At 64.5% G+C, this 22,995-nt stretch carries 17 protein-coding genes; 4 read left to right on the plus strand and 13 right to left on the minus strand.

The window, feature by feature from the left end; all coding sequences use genetic code 11:
* Positions 1-10: 10 nt before the first annotated feature.
* A complete protein-coding gene (locus tag NGK70_RS12970; RefSeq protein ID WP_251973606.1) occupies positions 11-2,641 on the minus strand; it encodes a VWA domain-containing protein in 2,631 nt (876 codons plus the stop codon).
* 320 nt (positions 2,642-2,961) lie between these two features.
* Here NGK70_RS12970 and NGK70_RS12975 point away from each other — a divergent pair, with 320 nt between their 5' ends.
* Positions 2,962-3,975, plus strand: coding sequence for an IS701 family transposase (locus NGK70_RS12975; RefSeq protein WP_251969112.1), 1,014 nt, complete (start codon positions 2,962-2,964; stop codon positions 3,973-3,975).
* A 30-nt stretch (positions 3,976-4,005) separates the two neighbouring features.
* Here the strand turns inward: NGK70_RS12975 and NGK70_RS12980 are convergent, their stop codons facing one another.
* From NGK70_RS12980 to NGK70_RS13015, 8 genes are all read right to left on the minus strand, one after another.
* Positions 4,006-4,230, minus strand: coding sequence for a hypothetical protein (locus NGK70_RS12980; RefSeq protein ID WP_251973607.1), 225 nt, complete (start codon positions 4,228-4,230; stop codon positions 4,006-4,008).
* Between the two features lie 10 nt (positions 4,231-4,240).
* Positions 4,241-5,920 carry a metallophosphoesterase family protein gene (locus NGK70_RS12985; RefSeq protein WP_251973608.1) on the minus strand — a complete coding sequence of 560 codons (1,680 nt, stop codon included), beginning with the start codon at positions 5,918-5,920 and terminating at the stop codon, positions 4,241-4,243.
* 86 nt (positions 5,921-6,006) lie between these two features.
* Complete coding sequence (locus NGK70_RS12990; RefSeq protein WP_251973609.1) at positions 6,007-6,363, minus strand: YbaY family lipoprotein; 357 nt, start codon at positions 6,361-6,363, stop codon at positions 6,007-6,009.
* 46 nt (positions 6,364-6,409) lie between these two features.
* Positions 6,410-7,333, minus strand: coding sequence for an ATP-grasp domain-containing protein (locus NGK70_RS12995; protein WP_251973610.1), 924 nt, complete (start codon positions 7,331-7,333; stop codon positions 6,410-6,412).
* A 7-nt stretch (positions 7,334-7,340) separates the two neighbouring features.
* The gene (locus NGK70_RS13000) at positions 7,341-8,060 is read right to left on the minus strand and encodes a hypothetical protein (protein WP_251973611.1); all 720 of its coding nucleotides are present in this window, start codon (positions 8,058-8,060) and stop codon (positions 7,341-7,343) included.
* A gap of 27 nt (positions 8,061-8,087) precedes the next feature.
* Complete coding sequence (gene legP / locus NGK70_RS13005) at positions 8,088-9,320, minus strand: Dot/Icm T4SS effector Zinc-dependent metalloprotease LegP (protein WP_251973612.1); 1,233 nt, start codon at positions 9,318-9,320, stop codon at positions 8,088-8,090.
* A 443-nt stretch (positions 9,321-9,763) separates the two neighbouring features.
* Positions 9,764-10,654 carry a hypothetical protein gene (locus NGK70_RS13010; protein WP_251973613.1) on the minus strand — a complete coding sequence of 297 codons (891 nt, stop codon included), beginning with the start codon at positions 10,652-10,654 and terminating at the stop codon, positions 9,764-9,766.
* 161 nt (positions 10,655-10,815) lie between these two features.
* Entirely contained in the window at positions 10,816-11,688 is an 873-nt protein-coding gene (locus NGK70_RS13015; protein WP_251973614.1) for a caspase family protein, read from the minus strand.
* 334 nt (positions 11,689-12,022) lie between these two features.
* Between NGK70_RS13015 and NGK70_RS13020 the strand changes: the two genes are divergently transcribed.
* Positions 12,023-13,996, plus strand: a complete 1,974-nt coding sequence (locus tag NGK70_RS13020; RefSeq protein WP_251973615.1) for an AfsR/SARP family transcriptional regulator — start codon at positions 12,023-12,025, stop codon at positions 13,994-13,996.
* A gap of 73 nt (positions 13,997-14,069) precedes the next feature.
* On the opposite strand, the gene NGK70_RS13025 is transcribed toward NGK70_RS13020, so the two are convergent.
* Genes NGK70_RS13025 through NGK70_RS13035 form a run of 3 tightly spaced genes read right to left on the minus strand, consistent with a single transcriptional unit; the run spans position 14,070 to position 18,127 of the window.
* Positions 14,070-15,956: a putative bifunctional diguanylate cyclase/phosphodiesterase gene (locus NGK70_RS13025; RefSeq protein WP_251973616.1), complete on the minus strand. Its 1,887-nt coding sequence runs from the start codon at positions 15,954-15,956 to the stop codon at positions 14,070-14,072.
* Positions 15,957-15,961: 5 nt separating this feature from the next.
* The gene (locus NGK70_RS13030; protein WP_251973617.1) at positions 15,962-17,134 is read right to left on the minus strand and encodes an FIST signal transduction protein; all 1,173 of its coding nucleotides are present in this window, start codon (positions 17,132-17,134) and stop codon (positions 15,962-15,964) included.
* 15 nt (positions 17,135-17,149) lie between these two features.
* The gene (locus tag NGK70_RS13035) at positions 17,150-18,127 is read right to left on the minus strand and encodes a chemotaxis protein CheX (protein WP_251973618.1); all 978 of its coding nucleotides are present in this window, start codon (positions 18,125-18,127) and stop codon (positions 17,150-17,152) included.
* A 271-nt stretch (positions 18,128-18,398) separates the two neighbouring features.
* Here NGK70_RS13035 and NGK70_RS13040 point away from each other — a divergent pair, with 271 nt between their 5' ends.
* Positions 18,399-20,843, plus strand: coding sequence for a PBP1A family penicillin-binding protein (locus NGK70_RS13040; RefSeq protein ID WP_251973619.1), 2,445 nt, complete (start codon positions 18,399-18,401; stop codon positions 20,841-20,843).
* An 18-nt stretch (positions 20,844-20,861) separates the two neighbouring features.
* Complete coding sequence (locus tag NGK70_RS13045; RefSeq protein WP_251973620.1) at positions 20,862-21,977, plus strand: patatin-like phospholipase family protein; 1,116 nt, start codon at positions 20,862-20,864, stop codon at positions 21,975-21,977.
* Positions 21,978-21,992: 15 nt separating this feature from the next.
* Here NGK70_RS13045 and NGK70_RS13050 read toward each other — a convergent pair whose 3' ends face one another.
* Positions 21,993-22,982 carry a sugar phosphate isomerase/epimerase family protein gene (locus NGK70_RS13050; RefSeq protein WP_251973621.1) on the minus strand — a complete coding sequence of 330 codons (990 nt, stop codon included), beginning with the start codon at positions 22,980-22,982 and terminating at the stop codon, positions 21,993-21,995.
* Positions 22,983-22,995: the final 13 nt, after the last annotated feature.

Raw genomic sequence — 22,995 nt, forward strand, 5'->3', positions numbered from 1 at the left:
GACTCGACATCTATCGAATCCGCCGCTTGCGCAGAGCCACGAAGTCGATGTGGGGTTTGAGAAGTACCGGGATACTCGCGTGCCAGTGGCGCGTGAGTTCGCGGCGGAACGGCACTTCACGGTTTACGCCATCTGTGAGTTTGGCGCGGGCAACACCCTCGACAACGATGTGCACAGCGTGAGGTCCGGGAGTAGCTGGGAGTTGAACTCCACGAACTCCGCGCCAAGCGCGGCGGCCAGCTGAGAGATCCTTTAGCGCAATCGGCTCGGAGCGAGCCTGCAGGGGCAAAGGACCGGGCGGCGCGTGCATGGTGGAGACGCGGACGCCCTTTGCGAGCAATCGGCCATCCCAGACGCGAACGCGCAACTCGCGCGTACTTCCTTCCAGGTTCGCGATCTCAGCCTGAATCCGTGCCAGGCCGGTTTCAGTCGCGTAGACGCACATGTCCAAGCGGAAACGCGCGCGTTCGAGATAATTGGCCTGCACAGTCGCTGCCCACTCGCCCAGGACTTCGTCATCTCGCCCGACGCGGTTGATATCTACGTGCCACACCTCGTGTCCAGCGCCGCGACGAACGCGGACACCGGGGCTGTTTCGAGTGAGAGTCCTGCCCGATGCCGTACGGAGGGTGACCGTCGACAGCCCACCGCCGTGCGAGCTCCATAGCCATGCAATCACGAGCCGACCCTGCGGGAGGTCCGAGGGGAAAGTCTGCTTGGTTACCAGTCCAGGGGTGACCTCCCAGGAGGATTCGAGGATCGTTGTGAGATCCTGCGCGTCGCGGGCAACGTCGGCGAAGCGTTTTCGTAGGTGAATGTCGTCGTTGTCGACTTGTGCGAAGGTCGCACCGCTCGCGGTCGCCATGTCGTGGAGAACCGCGTTCGCGCCTTCGGGCGACGTCGAGAGATCTCCGAATGCAGTGGTGTGTATCTCGACGTTGTTCGCGACAAGCGTGGGGTAGCGATCGATGGCCCAAGGGGCGCGGTTCTGCTTGCCGTCCGAAAGGAAAACCACCAGACGCCGTGACGCGGGCTCCGCGACGGCCGTGAGTTGTTCCCACGCAGCGGTTAGTGCAAGTCCGTAGCAAGTCGCGCCCCCAATCGTCCCGCCTGTGTTGATGGCTGCGATCGCCGAGCCAAACGCGGCCGTCGTCGATGAGTCCAACGGTCCCAAAGCGCGCTCCGCCATCGTGTCGACGGCGGCACCGAAGGGAACGATCCCTACACGGTGGTTTCCTTCAAGGTCCAAAAGCGATAGGAAAACTCCTGCTGCCGCGCGTGCCGCTTCCATCTTCGTGACGCCATCGGGGAGGACGGAGTTCATCGAGCCGGAGCGATCGACGACGATCACCACGTCGACCTTGCGCGCGAGCGCATTCCCGTGGTCGGCGAAGAAACCTGCCGCACATTGGAGGTACTGGTTCGCGATCGCCGGGTCCGCGATAACAAGCGTCTGCTCATGGCTCGTGTGCATAGCACTCTGCGAGATGTTCATCGAACCGCAGAGCACACGCCCCTGGCGGAGCGTCTCGTTGTCACGAAGCGTATCGACGAGAACTGCCTTGTTGTGTATATCTTCCGCGCGCTCTATGTCGAGCCCAGGCCCAGCCAGAGACGACGGGAATACCTCGTTACCCACAACGCCATGGACCTGCAATCCCGCAGAGCCGAGCCCTTTGAGCCGGGCAATGACATCGTTCGGACCTGCGAACCCATCGAAATCCCCTCCTTCGGTAATCTGCTCCATCAAAACTAGAACGTCTTGCGTCGCGCTCGCGAGGTGATCGTCGATGACCTTGAAGAGGTCGATGCCCGGCGAGACAGTGGTCGATGGAGAAAAGCGTACCTTCCAAGAGTAGATGCCAGGGAGGTGGACGCCAGGAACGAGGTGCTCAGTAGGCGTAGGCGTCTTGAATACCAGCGTGCGAGCGACGGCTGGGTCCGGCGCACCGGCTCCAGCACCCCACCAGCGATTGAATTCGTTCACGAACGCCTTCACCACTCCGGGTTCGTCGGTGAGAATGGCATCTTCGCTACGCACTGGCGGACACGCGGGGTCGACCGGAGTTATGTTGTGAGACCCACACCAGAGGCGCTTGTGGTCGAAGACGAAGAACTTCGCGTGATGAATCCCACGGCGCTGCACGCGCGCCGAGTCGGTGCCGTCGTCGCCAGCTGGGTGAGCAGAACTCGCGCGAAAGATCTCGACATAGGCCAAGCTGCTCCAGCCACTCTCGCCACTCTTACCGAGTTGGATTGTGAGTGTTCCGTCGGAGGCTGCACGTATCCTTCGTGCGACCGGGTTGTTGGCGTCATCAGTGCCGCCCTCGGCGGTCGATACGACGAACTCACCAGGGCCAGCCGAGAGGTACTCGAAGAAGGTTGTCGTTCCCGAGACTGGCCTGGAGAACACTGTCTGACCTTGAACGAGTACCACGTTGCGCGACCCGTACGCGGCTTCACCACACACGACCCGCACGTAGTAGTACTCGTCCCGCTCCAAAAGGATCCGCCAGGTTCGCGGACCGAGGCTGTTGCGCGCTGCGTAGCACTCACGTAGCAAGGGAGATACAAAGTCAGCAGAGGGCAAGCCCTTTGGACCCACGTCGGCGGTGACGTCTGTATCCCAACCGTAGGTCATTGCCCCCTTCGGACCGAATAGCGCGCCCGTGTCGACCGCGAATCCTGCCGGTGCTGCCGTGGCCTCAGACTGAAAGCTCACACGTGCCACGAGTGCTGGGAGATTCTCGTCAGCAACCTGCACTGGACCGCGTTGCGCAGTGAGATAGCCGCGCTGCCATCGGTGCCCGGCATTTCCAAAGATGCGCACGGAAACCCCGGACGCCGCCTTCTGCGCAAGCCGCTCCGCGATGACTTAGGACTTACGCAAACGTTTAAATCAAACTAGATTATTTAATATATCGGCGCCGATTTCGTGGTATTTGTGATAATATATTCACCATGAAACCCACGAGCCGAGACTACTGCCAATTTCTGATATCCACACAAATCAACTACACGCAGACCTATTTTGCGGATCACCATCAGAGGTTTTCTCATGACGCCATAAATCGCTACTTGCAGGCTGCCAATATCAGCCCGGCCGATGTCTGGAATCTGGCCCGACGAAACATCGAATTTGACGACGATGCCTGCCTGGTTTTCGATGACAGCGTTCTGGACAAGAACCACTCGCACAAAATCGAGCTGGTGCGCAAACAGTACAGCGGCAACGCCCACGGCCTGATCAAGGGCATTGGGGTGGTCAACTGCCTGTACGTGAACATCAAGACCGGCCACTACTGGATCATCGACTGGCGCATCTATGCGCCTGACGAAGACGGCAAGTCCAAGCTGGATCATGTCCAGGAGATGTTCGACAATGCCATGGCGCACAAGAAGCTGCCCTTTCGCACCGTGCTGATGGACTCCTGGTACGCCACCATGGATCTGATGAAGCACATCCACCGGGCGGGCAAGCACTTCTACTGCCCGCTCAAGAGCAATCGCAAGGTTGACGACAGCCAAGGCCAGCAGCCCTACAAGGCGGTCAGTACGCTGCAGTGGAGTGCCCAAGAACATGTGCATGGCAAACACGTCAAACTGTTCAAGTTTCCCAGTGACATCAAGCTGAAACTGTTCCGGGTTGTGGTTGATACCAATCGCACGGACTGGGTTGTGACAAACGACCTATCTCAAGATTCGACGGACGATACGCATGAGATGTGTGCCGTGCGCTGGAAGATTGAGCAGTACCACAGGGAGATCAAGCAGGTTCTTGGCATCGAAAAATGTCAGTGCAGAATGGCCCGGTCACAGAAGAATCACATCGCCTGCGCGATATTGGCCTGGGTCCACCTCTGCGAGACGGCCAAAGCGCTGAAGACAAACATCTACAGCCTGAAGAAGGGAATCCTCTCGGAATTCCTCAAGAAGGAACTTCGGTCACCAACCATTCGCATGGCACCCATCTGACATATTGAGTCGAAATGGCGAATCATTGCGCTAGCTGAAGTGACCCTGCGTAAGTCCTATGACTTTTACTTTGGCGCTGCCGGCTGTGCCGTCGTCACTGAAATTGAAGGTCATGCTGCTGACCTCAATGGTGCTCGTCGCGAGATCGATCTGGGAAATCAACTCCTGAAGGATGTCGACTTGATCTTCCGCGTCGTTTCCAAGCCACGCGAAGCGGTGATCGACCCTACCAGTGAACAGCACTCTCGTTGCCATGTTTCCTCCGCTACTCCTGGCACGTGGCCTGATCTTGGATTTCGTCACCATTGGCATCGAACGCGACACAATCAATCATGGAGTACCATTTATTTCTTGGACCTCGCGACACCTTCTGACCAGTGACTTTGTCGTATGCAAAATTGTATGTCCGGAGTTCAATCATTGGCCCACGGACTCGGACAACGACACTCTGATAATCATTGGTTCCATCAGCGTCCGGACAGATCGGACTCATCATCTTGACCTCCGGGCTGTTATCCGGGCAACGGTGAACCGCTCCCGCAGTCCCTACGGTCACGTACTGCACCTTGCGGCGCAGGCCGGAAACGATGTGCTCGTGCTCGATTCGCTGGTAGTAGTGATGATGTCCGCTGAGCACCAACCGTAGTTTCTTGAAGAAGTCGGTCGGGCCGGAGTCGTCCATGAACATGGACTCCAGACACGCAAGGAGTTCCATGTTGTGACCGTAGTATCCACCATACCCCCTGGGTCCATGGTGCGCGATCACTATGATGTTGTCGATATCGAGGCGTGCAGAGGCGTTCGCCAAGTCATTGCGCAGCCACTGCACTTGGGAAGAGGGGGAGCTGCCGCATGATCCCAATCCTGGTTCGCCTGGTTCGGCAAGCACGACGAAGTGCGTGCGCCCGTAGTCGACCGAGTAGTAGGTCGCCGGAGCAGCGGGCCCCTCAGTCCCGAAGTATTTCTTGAATGATGACGAATCATCGTTGTTGCCTATGGCCGGATAGAATGGGTTGTCTTTTAACAACAATGATCCATTGGCAAAGAACTCCGACCAGCGCTTTCGCGTCTCTGCTTCCGATTCGCCGAATTTCTGTGTCATGTCGCCAGTGTGAAAGACCGGCCCGCCGTTACGACCCATATTTATTTGCAGCGCCGCGGAAAATGCAGACACATCTTTCCAGACGGTCCAGTGATACGAGGTTTGCGCTTGAACATCTCCGAGCACCGAGAAACTGAAGTCACCTGCCGTCGGCGCAGTCACGATACTTCCCGCAGGGTGTTGGCCAATCGACAGGCCCGGGGCAGGACGCAGTGCTGGTTTCACGTCTCCGATCAGGAAGGAGTAGCGACTGTTCGTCGCAAGCCCCGTGACCCGAACCGAGTGGACGCAGTTCTTGCCGGAGTCGTCGCACTTTGCGCTTCCCCCCACCCAGCGCGGCACGCTGCGAACAGCTGGACCGGGCGGTGTGGCGATGTGGATGACGGACCTGGCAGGCACATCGGTCTCCCAGCGAATGACCACCGATGACGATGTCACGTCGGTCAACCACGGGCCCTTGCGGTTGGTAGCCAATCTTGGAAGGAGCGGAAACACCACCTGTGCAGGTAGACCGATTGGGTAGACCGGGGACTGGCGCGTTGAGTCGGGACTCCAGATCCGAATACCATTGATGATTGGAAGCCCTGGAGTCCCGAGCACGCATCGGCTCACCCCTTTGCAGAATGACAACACACGGCCGGTCTGCTCGTGCACCGCAATGCAGGTGGCGGGGACTGATGAGGCGCCTTGAGGCCGCACAAAGACACACTGGACGTTCCTGCGCGGGGTATCGGAGGAAATGGTCGCTGTCTGATCGATCGAGTTGGTTTCCTCGGCGCGGATGCTGATGGAGGTCAGAAGTACCAAGGCAACGATCAGTTGATACGCAATCTGGAGATTCATGACCATGCAATGCTGAAATGGGAGATTCACGGATCAAGCGACTCAGTGGAGTCCAACTGAGGGGAGTTGGGCGACGCCCTCTCTGCTCACTTCAGCCAGTGCAGCCTCAAGATGACATCCGCCTGCGCTGGCAAGGCTGCAAGGTCGATCGGATGAGACTGCGTTGTGATGAAGTCGCCTCGCGATACCTGTCCGGTCTGAAGCCTGTCGAGGTGCGCCCGGAGTTCGTAGCGGCAACCGTGCTTCGCGGTGGCTGGGATATCCAGAGTGAATGGCAGTGTTTCGTGCGGGTCGCCCGACCAATGCGTGTTTCTCAGGACGGTACGGGCCACCAGCGTGGCAGGAGCGTCGGCAAGGGAGGTGTCCTCAAGAAGAATGATCAGGTCGGCATCCCGAAAAGCCGGAGCACCGGTATCGAACAGGGCTTTTCCATGGAGGAGCATGACGGGCCTTGCAGAAGGGAGGACAGAAGTTCAGGGCCTTGCGCCGTCAATCCCTGCCGAGGAGCAGATGTGCCAAGGCCTCGGAGATCGGTTGGCCTGTATTCGCCTCATAGAAGCTGTACCCGGGACTGGCGTTGACTTCAAAGCACCAGACCCGCCCATCGGGCGCAATCCGCAGGTCGATTCCGGAGAAGAGCAGGCCGAGCCCTGCCGTCACATGAAGGCAGCGCTCGGCGAGCTCGTCCTGCAGTGTGTAGGGGACGAGTCTTGGCGGCGGTCCCTCCGAAGCGGCGTATCGGTAATCGTCTGCCTGGGCATGGGCCGCCGTGGCAAAGATGCGCGTGCCGACCACATGCACGCGGACGTCAAGGCCTTCCACCTTCTCCTGGAACTGCACTGGGCATGCCCGAATCCGGTCCAACCTGGTCAGGTCTTCGTCGCGCAGTTCGCGAACGATGGAGCGTTCACTGCTGATGGATTTATACACAACCCGGCCCAGGCGTTCCCGGAAGTCGATTGCCTCCTCTGGTCGATTCGTGATCAGGGTCTGCGGCAAGGCGAACCCATGTTGCCGAATCAATTGGCTCTGATACGGTTTGGAGCCGTTCGAAGCCATGTCCGAGGCGCGATTGACCACTCGGGCGGGAGCGATCTCCATCCACGTGACGAGGCCGATGCACACGTCCTGTGCACGCTGCCGGGCCGCAGAGCCCTTCGGTTCATCCTTGAACTCGGGAATCAACTGCTCGTCCATCATGCGCGTATAGACCCCACGCACGTCCTCCAGTCGGATGACCTGGCCATCCACGGTCAAGCAGCCCCGTACCCCGGAAGGACTTACCCCGAAGCCAAACTCTGCCCAGGGTGAGCGCCGCTGGTTGAAGCTCACGACGGTCGCACCCAGACGCTCAAGGTGCGACTGCAACAGTGCGAGGGGTACCTCGGAAGGGATGCCGCAGAGCAGGATCATGGTCGATTCACGTCCGTGTCAGCGCACTCGCCACAGCGTCGGCCAGGGCATTCCCGGACGATGACAGGTCCGGCATGGGCGTGGCGTCGAAGAACTGCCAGCCAGCGGTGGGGGTAACAAGAAACGTCAGGCCGAGGAGGCGAGTTTTGGATCGTTCGGCCAACCGAGTACAAGCAGGCAGGAGATCAACCGGAGCACGACCCTCCACCACTTGCCCGTCGAGCAGGAGGAGTGTTTCTGTGTCCGGCCCTTCGCTGTCCTGCCCCGTGTCGACAGCCACCCCCTGCCAGCGCCATGCGGCCACCGGCAGGCCGGCAGAGAGTGCGCGCGCTACCCACCATGACCGGTCCGGCCAAGGTCCGCACAAGCCGGTTGCAGTAGGCCTGTTGATGACGGGGCAGGCGAGTCCGTATAGCCAACTGGTGTACAGAGCCAGCAGTTCTTCAGTCGCATAGCCACGATCAGCCCTCTCCACTTGGGCGAGGGCCGAGGCCGGAACGGCATACAGGCGGTTCAGGACGCCGCGCAGACACGACGAAGCTACGTTGATTCCGTTCGGCAGCAAGACCTCCGAGGACTCGACTGTGCCGCCGGTCCGATAGGACCAACGGGCCAGACCGATATCCTCGGGACTCGCGTGGATCAATGGATCAAGGCCACGTTGACGCAGTCGTTCAGCCAAAGCATCGACGCCCGGATCTTCTTGTGCGGACAACACCAGCCACATGAGCGACGCCTCTCCGATCGATCTGGGTCAACCACCCTCGCCGGTCTTGAACTGATCGGCGAGTTGCTGGAGTTCTTGGCCGATCGCATCCAACTCGGAAGCTTCGGCATCCGCTTCGTCGCTCAAGGGGGACAAAGACATATCGGGTCGCAGCGACGGGTCAATGAAATGCCCCAGCTGCTGTATCTGCTTTTCCAACTCGGCGATTCGGTCCTCAATCGGCTGAACATCGCGGATCGGCGGCACAGGCGGGAAGGGGGGCTGCACCATGTCGCGGTCTTTGCGGTCTTTGACGTCTTTCCTCAACTTACCGTCAGTGCGATCCTTTGTGTCCTTGCGCAGCTTTTGTTCAATGCGGTCTTTGGTGTCCTTTGTATCCTTGCGCCTCTTGACTTGACTCAGATCATTGATGTCTTTGACGACGACTTTAGGCGGCGGATAGATGGCATGAACCGTAGCAATGTCGTTCGGACTCAGTCCGTTGCGCTGGCCGATTGCCTGTCCGCCGAGGGTGACGATGGTGGGCTGGCCGTTCTTCGAGAAGGCCGTGGCCCCATAGTGCATGAGCGAGCCAAAGTCGTAGGCGCCGATGTCGTCGCCGTCGGTGATGTGCTGGTTGAAGTTGTGTTCGACGCCTGGGGTGATGTTCTGCCACTCGATGCGCACGAAATTGTCGCGGTCCTCACGGCTCTGTTCGTGCCAAAGCCCGACCGTGTGGCCGATCTCGTGGATGGTGTTGCCCGTGCTGCAGCCGTCGGCCAAATTGATGAACTGCTGGCCGCCGCGCATGCCAACATAGGATGAACAGCCATTACCGGGCCGGAAGGTCAGGTAGTTGGGATATTGCCCGGCGTTGGCCGCAGTCCTCAGCACGAAGCGGATGCGGGTGTTGGTCTGCCAGTGGGCGATGGCATCGGTGATGCGTTGCTGGTTGGGCAGGGCCGGGTCAATGGTGTAGGGGATGGTGGCGTTCGGCCAGCGGAAGTTCTGGCCGGTGATCACACATCCCCGCGCCAGTTCGCCGAGGTCTGCCGGCGCTGCCGTGCCCCCACGCACGGCGTCTGCAACCAATTCCATCTCTTCGGCGGAGCCCAGAATGATGTCACCCTCGAACACCGCCATGCCGTCCACGACAGCGTACTGCATCGCTCGGCGCGGCATGACCACACCCTGGAAGAAACCGGTGCGCACCTCGTCGCTGGAGCAGTACTCGCCGGAGCAGTGTCCAGAAGGTTGTGTCGGGTTGGATGGTCTGACCATTTGATCTCTCCTTTGTACGAGTGGTAACTTTTTCAAGAATCACGGATCTGCGATACGGAACGCGGCTGAATCCCGACCGTGTGTCAGGGCAACAGATCCCCGAGGCCGTGGTGGATAGCCTGCTGACGCAACCAATCTTCCACTCCCCCGAAGTCCGCCCACGCCCTGCGGGCACCCCTTGCTTCGCTGTAGATCCTGCCGCGGTAGACCCGCAACTGTGATCCCAGACTGGTTGCGTCGGTGGCATCGAGTACAAGAAACCCGCGGTAGCCAAGATCCTCTGGGGCTGGGGCCTCCGAGGGAGCGGTGACCCTCCTGAGGAGGCGACGCAACTGCACCTCCTCGTCGGGCGTGGGATTCCAACCGGGGTTGGGGCGGCCGCTGTAGATATCAATTTCTATTCTCATGTAAAAATCTCCTGCTACAGGGCTCCCCTGTCACTTTCACCTGACCCGCATGCCGGTCGGTGAGTAACGGTAGCCGCAAAAATGGACATAGGGACCACGATCACAGTTCTGCGGGGTAAGGGCCCCGCCGATCACCCTACCTCGGTTGTCAGTGTTGCGGGCTGCGGTCGAGCCTGGTTTGTGGCCCCAGAAACCATTTGAATGACGGCGATACCAATGGTAATCGTGGCCTGGCCATACCACCAACGCCACATTCTTGTTGGACCCGCTGCAGGTGGCCTTGCAACCGTCCCATGCTGCAGCGGTGGATACGCTTGCACAAGTAATTGGAGGGACAATTGGGTGTCCAGAAATACGACCCGGCTGAGCGAAGGTGTCGGACCGATGGTTCATCGCATAGTTGTAGCAGTTGTTCTTCGGCTGAACGTCCGGTCGATTCCAGAACGCTGCGTTGTAGGCTGTGTTGGCGATCACGCAGGGCGCGCGGGCATCACCGGCATCCTCCTGCAGGCTTCCCTCGTCTTCGGCGGCAGGTTCCGCGGGCGCGTCTCCCAGAGACCGGGTATTCAGAACGTCGGCCACGTAGGCTTGGAGTTCGTCGTCCAGCACATGGCGGCCGGTATGCAGCAACCAGCGCACCGCGTCGTCACTCTCATCGGCCGTGAGTGCAGGCGTCCTGTCGTCACCGAGTGTGACATCCGCCGGCAGCAAACCGCCCAGTCGGAAACTGGAGAGCAGTTCCGCGGGCAGACTGTCGTCGCCCTGGGCTGCCGCCACGAATCCGCGGAACCCCAACACGCTCTCCACGGCCGTTTCATCCTGCACGGCACGGCCTGCGACACGCTGCAGCAACTTGTCCGCATCCTTGGCCGACAAGAGCCAGGAAGGATTGGGGCGCCCGGAGAAGATATCCAATGTGATCAACATGATTGCTCCCATTCATGAAGGGCGTCGAGGACGCCCAGTAAAAATGGCCGCTGGACGGGACGGCCTTGGCTGAGGTACTCCCTGATTTACTCGACTTGGGCAACTGCCTGACGCCAGCCCAACGGCGCATGGACTTCCAACTGCAGTACGGAAAACGGCCTTCAGGTGAAAACCCGTTCGGCGAACGATGCCCTTGTGCCCTCAAGTTGCGGCACCTGGGCGTAGCCCATGCTCCGGATGAGGGCAGAGACCTGGGCGTCGAGTCTGGCGCGGGTGATGCCCACCCCGGCACCGCGCAGCACTTTGCAGTAGCAGTATGTATACACACCGCGGAATGCTCCGCCAATGTTGGCTTCGGCGGAGGTCTGATACTCGCGGCAGCCTGCCCAGAGGACATGGTTCAGCCCGGCTACTACCACCGCTTCCCGCGCTCCTTCCGTGTTCACGGTGGGCTTCAGAATGCCATGGCTCGGCAGGGTTGGATCGGCTTCCAGGAAGAAGCCGTAATCCAGTGGCGGCTCGATATAGCGGTAGGCGACCGACTGCTCATCCGGCATGGTTGCCAACGCGGCCATATCCCGTGTCCCGGTGCCGGAATGGCATGAATCCAGGATCACATCAAGATTTGCCCCTGCTGCGAGACCGGCAATTACGCCCCGCAAGTCATCGTCCCTGAGCATTCCTGCAGTCGCATAGTCGTGAGGGCAGATCGTCTCGTCCTTCTTGGGAGCCGCTTCGGGCTCATCTCCTCCCACATCCACGACTTGTGAGCCGTGCCCAGAGTAGTGGAAAACCAAGGTATCGCCTCTTTTTGCCCCGGTGACCAGCCATTTGAGACCGGCCAGGATGTTGGCGCGGGTCGCCCTCGCATCGGTGAGGATCCGCATGGAAGCAGGATTTGCCGGAACGATGCCCATGACGCTGAACGTGGTTGCAACATCACGAACGTCGTTGACACATCCGCGCAGGTCCGGACCGCCAGTACCCGCGGGCGAGTAGTCATTGATGCCTACCAATAATGCCTTCTTTGCCATTTCACCACTCCTTTGTCTTGCATTGAACAAGGGCTTTCGACAGGTCGAATCGTTTTTTCCGATCACTGCTGCACAGACGCGGATCCAACTGTTTTCACGCCAACTTGATCACCGTTTTTTTATTCTTCTACCGGTTGGGTTACGGGCAAGTCACCTCTTGGAGGGTGGTTTGTTTCAAGGTGTGTCGCGCGAGTCGAGACGTTCCAGTTGTATTGAGCGAACTCAAGATGGAGGGGGGGCGTCGCTCGGAGAATCAACAGCAGACGGACTGGAGATCGAGGTTGCCTCCAGGCAAAGTAGGGGTGGCGTCATGACTCGTGCGGGTGAGACGGCAATGGGCGACGCGTTGCGCCCTTGGTTCGAAATGGAGACGGCATGTGCAGCGCCCGTGCCGGTGATGCACCGGTTCTTCGACGGCGATGTCGAAACGGCTCGCGAGATCAGGAGGGCGCTGGCCGAAGGCGAGACAACCGAGGCCGCAGCAGCCGTGATCGTGGCGCTGATGAGAGTTGCCGAACGAGGGTGGGGCCTGGAGGCATCGAACGACTGGATCGCACTGGGCGAACAGGTGCTGGCGGCTGGTTGTTCCGGTGTGGCTGGTGGTGCGTTGTGCGTTCACATACTGGCGGCAGAACTGCGGGGGTTAGCTGACCTCTTCGCCTCACAAGCGGCGCTGCCGCGCATGCATCTTGCCGTCAGGCGCGCGGACTCGACGCCGTTACGTCTCCTGGGAGCAGCGGCCGAGGCGCATCTGCAGTTGTTGTTCGGAGATCTGCACGCGGCGCAGGCTGTGATTCGCGATGCCGCGTACTTGGTTCCACCCGAGAAACGCGCCTCGATTCCTGCCCTGTACCTCGGCAGCGCGGCGCTTCTGGCGCGCGCGCTGGGTGCTGAATGCGGCCCAAGGGAGGTCGAGTTGCTCCAGGACCTCGACGAGGGACGCATCCAGGCAGGTCTGCCGATGCACTTTCGGCTCATGTTCGAGGCGCACCGGCTACTCGACCTGGCCAGGCGGGGCGACAGCGAGGCATGCGAACGGGCCGCCGATGGACTCCGCACACTTGTGATTCCAGCCCAACGCAGCTACTACCAGAGCTACATGCACTACGCGCTGGGTGTGGCCGATCTGGTCTCACGCCGCCCGGTCGATGCGGCGACCCATGCGCGCCTGGCGATGGAGGAGGGTGTGTCGAGCGGAAGCGCCGCGGCCCGGTTGGTGCCCGCCCTGTTGCTTGCACAGAGTCTGTTCGACCAGGGGTTAGGAGCCGAGGCCTTGGTGGTCCTCGAACAGCATGAGCAGGACTGGCGCCGTCGTGGGTTTGGACTCCACCTGATCTCCGCGCTTCTGGAACGCGCACGCTGGCAGGAGCTCCAGGGCAAGCAGCGGGAAGCTGCGGCTGCGCGCGAGGAGGCAACTCAGGTGTTCGCGGGGCATCCGCTGCCGCTGCCTCTGCATCGGTCAAACGCCTGGGCATCTGAGTGGCGTTCCGGGTGCAGTCGCGGCACAACAGGCGCTTGGCCCGTTCGCTGTCGCGTCGAGATCACGACGCTGGGCTCTTTTCAGTTGGCCGTGGACGGCCGCGTTCTGCCGGATCGGGGCTGGGGTCGTGGGCGACGGGCGTCGACGTTGCTGCGCACCCTGATTGCGCTGGGTGGGCTGCACGTGCGTGCGGAAAGTCTGTGTGATTGCCTGTGGCCGGATGCGGAGGGTGACCAGGCGCGTCACAACCTCAAGGTGGCGCTGTGGAGGCTGAGGCGGCTCGGCAGTCCTGCCGAGGCCGATGTGATCCCCTGGCTGCACTTGCAGCAGGGGGAGGTGTCGATCGATCCGCAGTGCTGTGGGGTCGACGCGCTGCGATTCCAGTCCGCCCTGCGGCACGCTGGCGATGATGCTCAGCAGCTGTGGGCCGTGTTGGCGACCTACGCGGGAGATTTTCTGCCCGAAGACGACAGCGCTGCGGTGACGACCTTCCGTGAGCGCCTGCGGCAGGACTTCGTTCGCTCGACGTGGACCGCCGCGCAGGCCAGCCTGCTGGGCAGTGACGCCATCGGGCCAGACCGGATCGCGTTGATTCGGCGTGCTGTGGCGATTCAACCGGACCAGGCACGGGGCTATGAGCTGCTGATGTCGCTGCACCTGAAGAACCAGCAGGCCACCGAGGCGATCCTGGTGTTCCACCATGCGCAGCAGCGGTTCCACGGGCGGGAAGACGGAGCCGGCTACCAGGCGTTGCTGCGTCTGAAGAGTCTCGCGGCCGACCGGCTGGCCGGTGTAGAGCGCTGGGGGGCGTCTCTGCCTTCGGCCTGACCGACGGGGGGCGGGCTGCCTGGAAGGCCTTTCCCTGCCCGGCGAGCTGTGCCCAGGGCCGGGTGTGTGGCGGTCAGCTGTCCTGACCGCTGGCCACCACGACCGCCAGGGCCACCTCACCCAACCCGGCCAGCCGGGCCAGCAAGGTCGGGATGTCGCCTTCAGGCACCGGTCGGCTGAACAGGTAGCCCTGCACCTCGGTGCAGTCCTCCCTCGCCACCAGGTTCAGCTGCTCGGCGGTCTCGACGCCCTCGGCGGTGCTGGCGATGCCCAGGCTGCTGCACAGGCCGCTGACGGCGCGGATGATGGCCAGCGCGTCGGCCTTGTGGCTGACTTCGTGGACGAAGGAGCGGTCGATCTTGACCTTGTCGAAGGGGAAGCTGCGCAGGTAGGCCAGCGAGGAGTAGCCGATGCCGAAATCGTCCATCACGATGTGCACGCCGTCGCCGCGCAGTGCGTGCAGGACTTCCAGGGTGGCCGCGTTGTGATCCATCAGCACCGATTCGGTGATCTCCAGCTCCAGCCGCTCGGCACGCAGGCCGGCGTCGGCCAGCGCCGTTCGCACGCTGTCGACCAGCCCCTGGCCGAGGGTGAACTGACGCGCGGAGACGTTGACGGCCACACGCAGCGGGGTGGGCCACTGGGCGGCATCCCGGCAGGCGCGGCGCAGCACCCAGTCGCCGATGGGCACGATCAGGCCGAGGTCCTCGGCCATCGGGATGAAGTCGCCTGGTGGCACCAGGCCCCGCTGGGGGTGGCGCCAGCGCAGCAGCGCTTCGAAACCACTGACTTGTTGGCTGTTTACGTGCAACAAGGGCTGGTAGTGCAACTCGAACTCACCCACCTCCAGCGCACGACGCAGATCGATCTCGAGCGTGCGACGGTCCTGGGCGGCTTCGTCCATGGCTGGGTCGAAGAAGCTGTGGCGGCCGCGACCGCTGGCCTTGGCGTTGTAGAGGGCCAGATCGGCGCGCTTGACCAGGGTGACCGCGTCTTCGCCGTCGCGCGGTGCCAGGGCGATGCCGATACTTACGCCAATGTTGGCCGTCTGGCCGTCCAGGTCATAGGGCTGCTCGATCGCATGGACCAGCCGTTCTGCCAGTTCTTCAGGATTCGCTACCGGGCTGAGCTGGTCAAGCAGGATGGCGAACTCGTCCCCGCCCAGGCGGGCGATGGTATCGCTGGCGCGCACGTGCTGGCGCAGCCGCTGGGTGACCTGCAGCAGCAGCGCGTCACCGGCCGGGTGCCCCAGGCTGTCGTTGACGGCCTTGAAGCGGTCGAGGTCCAGGCACATCAGCGCTACGTGGCGGTCAGCCGCCCGCGTGGCGAGCGCGTTGTCGATGCGGTCGCGCAGCAGGACGCGGTTGGGCAGGTCGGTCAGGGCGTCGTGCGAGGCCATGCGCGCCATGCGGGCATCGGCCAGCCGCCAGGCGGTCACGTCGTCGTAGGTCTGCACGCATCCGCCGTCGGGCAGGGGCTCGTGGGTGACCACGAGGATGCGCCCGTCGGTGCAGTCGCGCTGCAGGGCGGTGCGGCGTGCGCTGTGCATCAGGGCGAGATAGGGCGAGATCGGCTGGCCCTGTGGATCGCAGTCGCTGTGCGCCTCGACCAGGCGCCGGCCGACCTGGGCGGCGGCGTCGAGGCCGAACATCGCCGCGAAGCGGCGGTTGCACACTGCCAGTCGCTGCTGTACGTCGAACATGCACAGGCCCTGGCTCATGTTCTCCAGGGCGGCTTCGAAGCGGGTGTTCTGCACCTGCAGCGAGTCGACCACGGCTTCGAGCCGCCGGTGGGCTTCGTCGATCTCCTCGCCCATCAGGCGGTTGGCGCGGGCGATGCGCTGCCGGTCGCGCTCATCGTCGTCGTAGGCGGACGAGACCAACGTGCACAGGCGGTCGAGGTCGACCTGGCCCTCGCCGCATCGGGCACGCTGCAGTTGTTTGACGAGGAGTTTGTGCATGGGGCTCAGCCGGCCGACTCGGCGATCAGGGTGACCGCCAGGGTTTGGTTGTGCAGGTCGCAGGCACCGCCAGGAACGCTGGGTGCCAGCTCGCCGTAGGAGTAGAAGCCGATCGCCCGTGCGCCGGCGGGCAGCGCTGCGGCGGTGACTTCGGCCTCGTCGCAGGTGCGCTGGCCCATCAGCAGGCGACGGCCCACGCAGCTGACCACCAGGGCGAGGGTGTCGCCGGTGGTCGGCTTGGCCGGCGGACAGGCCAGCGCCTGCCCGGCGGTGCGGGCGGCGGCCTCGGCGCCGTCGACCAGGTGCTCATGGTGGCCGCGCATCAGCTGGGCGGACCAGCCCTGCGGCAGGTCACCGGCGAAGGTCATGGTGCGTGCCTCGCGGTCGATGGCCAGCACGGTGCGCACGACCCCCAGCTCGGGCTGCCCGGGCGGCCAGATGCGCAGTGGGTACAGCAGCGCGGTGCCGGGCAGGCCGGCAGCTTCCTCGCCGAGGTAGCGCTCGTACAGGTCCAGCGCGGGGCGACCGTCCAGCTCACGCAGCACGTTGCCATCTGCACCGGTCACCCGACGAGGTGGCCCAAAGGACTCCCAGCCGCCCACGGCGCTCGCAGCGTGCTGCAGGCGCTGGCCATACAGGCCGATGGCCACGGCTTGGTCGGCGGCGACGTGCTCGCCCAGGCCCACCAGCGTGGTCTGGAAGCGGCCACCGTCTCCCGCCAGCCCGCCGACGATCGGGACCGCCCTGCCGGGGCCGTCGAGGCGGTCCCTCAGCCCGGCCAGCAGTTCGCTGCCATTGACCACCGACCCCTGTGAAAGCACCACGACCAGCGCCAGGTCCGGTGCGGTCAGCGCTTGGCCGAGGTGCTGGCCGCAGCCGCGGGAGTCGGCTGCCCGGGCCAGCGGCGCGCTGGCCGCCGCGATGCGCGTGTGGTCGAAGCGCAGCGCGGCGGCACAGACCTCGTCGTCCGCAACATCCGCACCCAGCAGGGTGGTGCCGGTGCTGCAGCCCGTGATGATGGCCTGCGGGTGGCACTCGTGCAGCTCGCGGGCGATGGCGCCGTCATGCAGCGCGTCGGTCGGCCCGAAGTAGAGCACCCACTGGGCGGGCGCCGAGAGCGCGGATCCCTGCAAGGACCAGCCCTGGCTGGCGAGGCGGCGTGACAGTTCGATGTGCATGGCAGATCACCCGTGTCAAAACAACTCCAACCCCCCCGAGTGCACCAGCGCATCGATCGCCGCCTCGTTCTCCCGGAAGTTGTCCGGCAGCCAGCGCAGGTTGAAGACGAAGCGTTGGTCGAGCACGACGCGCACGGGGTTGGCGGGGTCGGGGTCGCGCAGGGTGTAGCGGAAGCACAGCTGGGGGTCGTCGCTGCCGAAGGAGATGTAGCGATGTTGGTGGTTGACGATGATGGGCACCTGGGTCAGGTGGCCGGAGCCGGTGTCGTTGACCACGAAGCGGTTCTTGAAGGTGCCCCAGACGAGGTTGGTGATGTCGGCCAGCACGTTGTTGACGTCGCGGAAGCTGTCGTAGTCGGCCGGCAGCAGGGTCTTGCCCTGGCGCACGAAGTCCATCAGGGCCTGTTCCTCGGTCTGCAGCATCAGGTAGCCGCGGCCCCAGTCGCTCTCCAGCGGCATCAGGCTGAACAGCTCGCCGAAGATGATGCGGTCGCGCACCACCTGCGGAGGTTGCACGTCGACTTCGATGTCGATGAACTGGTTGCGCAGCGCCACCAGCGTCAGCTCCTCGATACCGCGCACCAGGGCGTGGGGGTAGACGAGGCTGAAGATGCAGCGGTCGATGCTGGGCTGCAGCTCGTGCATGCGCGCGGCGGTGTAGCCGGCGCTAAAGCAGTCGCGGTCCGGCTCGGGCAGGTCGCTCAGGTCGATGGGCGTGCCTTCGTTGCGGCGCAGGAAGATCGGCAGCTCGGGGCGGGCGGCGTGGATGCTGCGCCCGAGCAGGATGCCGCCGTCGCTCTGGTCGTTGAAGCGCTCGGAAAGGAAGATCGCGCCGAGATCCACGTTGCTCTTCAGGACGGACATCACGTTGTCGGCATAGGCCTTGAGCGGAAGCAGGTGGTTGTCCTCGCAGAAGGCCTTGATGCGGTCGTGGCAGGCGCTGTCGCCTTCCAGCACCAGGACCTTGCTGATGAGTTGCGCGGTGTCGTTCATGCGTGGGTTCCTGTTGAGTCCTGCGGGGCGTGCCCGGCGGGCCGGCCGCTCTGACGGGTCGATGACGCGACATCGGCCATTGCGGCGGCAAGCTGAAGCGCCTGATACGAAAAAAGTGTGAGGGGCTGTGGCAGCCGTCGCCTGATGGCCGGTGGGGCGGGCGCCGTGGGGTGCGTTCTGGTTGCTGCCCCGCCCAGGGTCTGGCTGCCGTGTGGCCCGCAGCGGCGACAATCCGCGGGCCGTTTCCCTGGCCAGCTTTCACGCGCCCTCGATGTCCGATCAAGAAAATCCGCGTTCCGACTTCTCTCCAGCCCCGTCGTGGAGGGAGAGGTTGGCCGTTGCCTGGCGGCGTCTGCAGGCCGATCCGCGGGCGCGGCGGGCGGCCATTGTGCTGGGCAGCTTGGCCGCAGGCAGCCTGCTGCTGCTGGGGGTGGCTGCCGCGGCCATCCTGCCGCAACTGCCTTCGCTGGACCAGGTGATCAACTACCAGCCGCGCCAGCCGCTGCAGGTGGTGACGCGCGATGGCGTGGAGATCGCCCAGTTCGGCTCGGAGCGGCGGCAGTTCATCCCGGTCGCGCAGATCCCGCAGCGCATGAAGGACGCAGTGATCGCGGTGGAGGACGCGCGCTTCTACGAGCACCACGGCGTTGACCCGGTTGGACTGGGGCGGGCCGCTTGGGCCGCGCTGACCGGCGGGATGCGCCAGGGCGCCTCCACCATCACGCAGCAGGTGGCGCGCAACTTCTTCCTGTCGTCGCGGCGCACGGTCGAGCGCAAGCTCAAGGAGGTGATGCTGGCGCTGCGCATCGAGCAGCAGTTGAGCAAGGATCAGATCCTGGAGCTGTACCTGAACCAGATCTACCTCGGGCACCGCTCCTACGGGTTTGGCGCGGCGGCACAGGCCTACTTCGGCAAACCGCTGGACCGGTTGTCGATCGCCGAATCGGCCATGCTGGCGGGGCTGCCGCAGAACCCGGCCTACGCCAACCCGATCACCAACCTGGAGCGCGCCACCAACCGGCAGCGCGTGGTGCTGCAGCGCATGCTGGTGACCGGCAAGATCACCCAGGCCGAGCACGACGCCGCCCGGGCCGAGAAGCTGGTAATCCGGCCGCGTCAGGCCACCTCGGTGCACGCCGAGTACGTGGCCGAGATGGCGCGGCGCTCGGTGTTCGAGCGCTATGGTGAGCGGGCCTACACCGAGGGCTTCAAGGTCACCACCTCGCTGATCGCGGCGGACCAGCAGGCCGCCTGGGCGGCACTGCGGCGCGGCATCCTGGACCACGACCGCCGCCAGGCCTGGCGCGGTCCGGAGGACCAGGAGGATCTGAGCGCCGATGCCGGCCCGGGCAGCGCGGCGGTGGCGCAGGCGCTGAAGGACCACCGCGACGACGAGGAGCTGCGCGTGGCGATCGTGCTGCAGGCCAGCCCGAAGGAGATCAGCGCCCAGCTGGCCACGGGCGAGGTGATCTCGATCACCGGCGATGGCCTGCGCTGGGTGCAGGCGGCCCTGGCGCCCAAGGCGACCAAGCCGCTGGCGATCACGCGTGGTGCGATCCTGCGGGTGGTGCTGCAGGGCGCCAAGGGCGGCAAGGCGGCCACGGGAACGGCGGCGCAGGTGCCGGCCTGGTCGGTGTCGCAGTGGCCGCAGGTGCAGGGGGGGCTGGTGTCGCTGGACCCGGCGACCGGGCGGGTGCGCGCGCTGGTGGGGGGCTTCGACTTCACGCGCCAGCCGTTCAACCACGTCACCCAGGCCTGGCGCCAGCCGGGGTCGAGCTTCAAGCCCTTCCTGTACTCGGCGGTGCTGGAGCACGGCATCATGCCCGCCACGCTGATCAACGATGCGCCGCTGGAGAACGCCGATGTCGAAGGCGCCTGGAACCCGCAGAACTACGACGGCGAGTTCGCCGGCCCGCTGACGTTGCGCCAGGCGCTGGCCAGGTCCAAGAACCTGGTGAGCATCCGCCTGCTGCGCCACATCGGCCTGACGCAGGCCCTTGGCTGGGTGAGCCGCTTTGGCTTTGATGCCGCCAAGCAGCCCGACAACCTCACGCTGGCACTCGGCGCGGGCAGCACCACGCCGATGCAGATGGCCGGCGCCTTTGCGGTGCTGGCCAACGGGGGCTTCAAGGTCGACCCGCTGGTGATCGAGCGCATCACCGACGTGCAGGGCCGGGTGGTCTACGAGGCGCCGCCTGCGCCACCGCTGAGCGAGGAGCTGCGCGTGCTGCCGGCGCGCAACGTCTTCCTCACCAACCAGCTGCTGCAGGAGGTCACGCGCAGCGGCACCGCGGCACGGGCCCAGGGCGCGCTGCGCCGGCCGGACCTCTACGGCAAGACCGGCACCACCAACGACTCGGTGGACGCCTGGTTCGCTGGCTTCCAGCCCAGCGTGGCGGCGGTCGTCTGGCTGGGCTACGACGAGCCGCGCAGCCTGGGTGCGAAAGAAACCGGCGGTGGCCTGGCCCTACCGATCTGGATCAGCTACATGGACCGGGCGCTGCGCGGCGTGCCGGTGGCCTCGATGCCCGTGCCGGACGGCGTGACCGACAGCGGCGGCGACTGGCTCTACAGCGAGTACGTCAGTGGCGGCTTCGTACGCAGCATCGGCATGGATACCGCCGCGGATGCGGCTGCCGAGGCAGCGAGTGCGCCCTCGGCCGGCCTTCCGGCTTCAGCGGTCCCCCTGGCGCCCCCGGCGGCCAGTGGCCACTGATTCGCGCCGAATGCGCCTGTGACGATCGCTGCCCCCCCGGCCCTGAGCCTGCATGCCGGCCCGCGCGCGCTGGCTCATCTGCGTGAACATGGCCTGCGCCCGCAGGACGTGCGTGCGGTGCCTGCGGCGGCAGGGGGGCCCAAGGGCCTCGCGCTCAACCCGCTGGACCGCTTCCTGTTCGGCCGCTGGCTGCGCGGCCCGGGCCCGAGCGTGCACCTGGTGGGTGCCAGCATCGGCGCCTGGCGCATGGCCTGCGCGATGCTGGACGATGCCGACGCCGCCCTGCGCCGCTTGGCCGAGGACTACATCGCCGAGAGCTACGACCCGCCCACCGGGCAGGCGCAGACCGCCACCAACGTCAGCCTGCGCTTCGGCGAGCTGCTGCGCGCCCACTTCGACGACCGTGCCGGCGAGATCCTGAACCACCCCCGGCTGCGCCTGCACGTGGTCACGAGCCGCGGCCGGCATGGGCTGCTGCACCGCGAGCAGCGCGGGCGCACCGTCGCGGGCTATCTGGGCGCCTACGCGACCAATGCAATGAGCCGCCGCGCCCTGGGCGCCTGGCTGCAGCGGGTGGTGTTTTCCGACCCGCGCGAGCCGCTGCCGCTGGTCCTGTCGGATTACCCGACCGCACAGGTGGCGCTCACGGCCGACAACCTGCAGCCGAGCATCCTGGCATCCGGCTCGATCCCGTTCTGGCTGCGCGCAGTGCACGACATCCCGGGCGGCCCATCGGGCGCCTACTGGGATGGCGGCATCACCGACTACCACCTGCATTGGCCCTGGTCCGGCCTGGCGGTGGACGAGGCAAGCGCCGGGCTGGTGCTGTACCCGCACTTCTCGCCGCAGCTGATCCCCGGCTGGCTGGACAAGGCCTGGAAGCGCCGCCACCGAGCCAGCCCGTGGCTGGACAACCTGATCGTGCTCTGCCCCGACCCGGCCTGGGTGGCGACCCTGCCCGGCGGCAAGCTGCCCGACCGGCAGGATTTCAAAGCCCTGCCCACCGAGCAGCGGGTGCGCCACTGGCGCCAGGCGGTCGCCGAGAGCCAGCGCCTGGCCGACGAGTTCGAGGCCTGGATCGCGGCCGGCTGCCCGATCGACCGGGTGCGGCCACTGGCTGGGTGCGCTGGCTGACCCGGGCCCCGCTGTTCAGGCCACGCTGCGCAGGCGCATCTGGCCCGGCAGCGGCACGCTGCGGCGCAGCACGCTCTCTGCCAGCCACATGGCCGAGTTGCGGCCGCGCTCGGCCACGTAGGGCAGGGGCAGCTGCTGGTAGTCGTCGTTGAAGACCTCGAAGCTGTAGTCGCCGCGGTAGCCCATGGCGTCGAGCTTGCGCACCAGCTCGGCCAGCGCCTGGCTGTGCACGCCCTCGCCGGGGAAGACGCGGAAGTGCCGCGCCGTCTCCATGCGCTCCTGCGCGGTGCGGGTCTCCTGCCACATGAAGTCGGCCAGCTGCACCAGGTAGATCCTGGCCGGGTCGACGTCGTCCAGGCACTGCAGCGCCGTGTTGGTGGCGAAGACGTGATAAGAGTCGACACCGATGCCGAGGTTGGGCATGTCAGCACGTTCCACCGCCTCCCAGGCCTGGTGCATCTCGTTGATGTGGCGGCCCCAGGACAGCGCCTCGAACGCCACCTTGATGCCCTGCGGCAGGGCCAGCATGGCCAGCTTGCGCAGGTCACGGGCGATCACGTCCAGGTCGCCGCTGGCGTGCTGGGAGGTCGAGCTGCAGGCCAGCAGCACCTTGGCGCCCAGCGCGCGGGCCATGCCGATCATCTGCTTGGCGATGTCGACCTTGTAGCCGTGCAGGTGCCCGGTATCCGTGGCCCCCAGGTCGCCTGCGGCGCCCGCCCCCCGAGGGGGACCGCCGGGGTTGGGGCGGCCCGGCCCCCGGCTCAGCCCTTCGAAGTCCCGCAGCACCTGGAAGCCGGTGACGCGCAGGCCCGAGGCCTTGACCGCCGCCACCGCGGCGTCGATGCCCTGCGGGTGGCCGACGATGTCGCGCGCGGCGAGCATCACCTGGCCGAAGCCGGCCGCCTTCATCGCCGCCAGCTTGGCCTCCAGCGGGCCGGCCAGGGTGATGGTGTCCATGCCGAAATCGGCGATGTGGGCCGAAGCGACGCTGCGCTGCAGGTTCATGGTGCGTTCTCCG

The sequence above is a fragment of the Sphaerotilus microaerophilus genome (genome assembly GCF_023734135.1).
Taxonomy (GTDB): domain Bacteria; phylum Pseudomonadota; class Gammaproteobacteria; order Burkholderiales; family Burkholderiaceae_C; genus Sphaerotilus; species Sphaerotilus microaerophilus.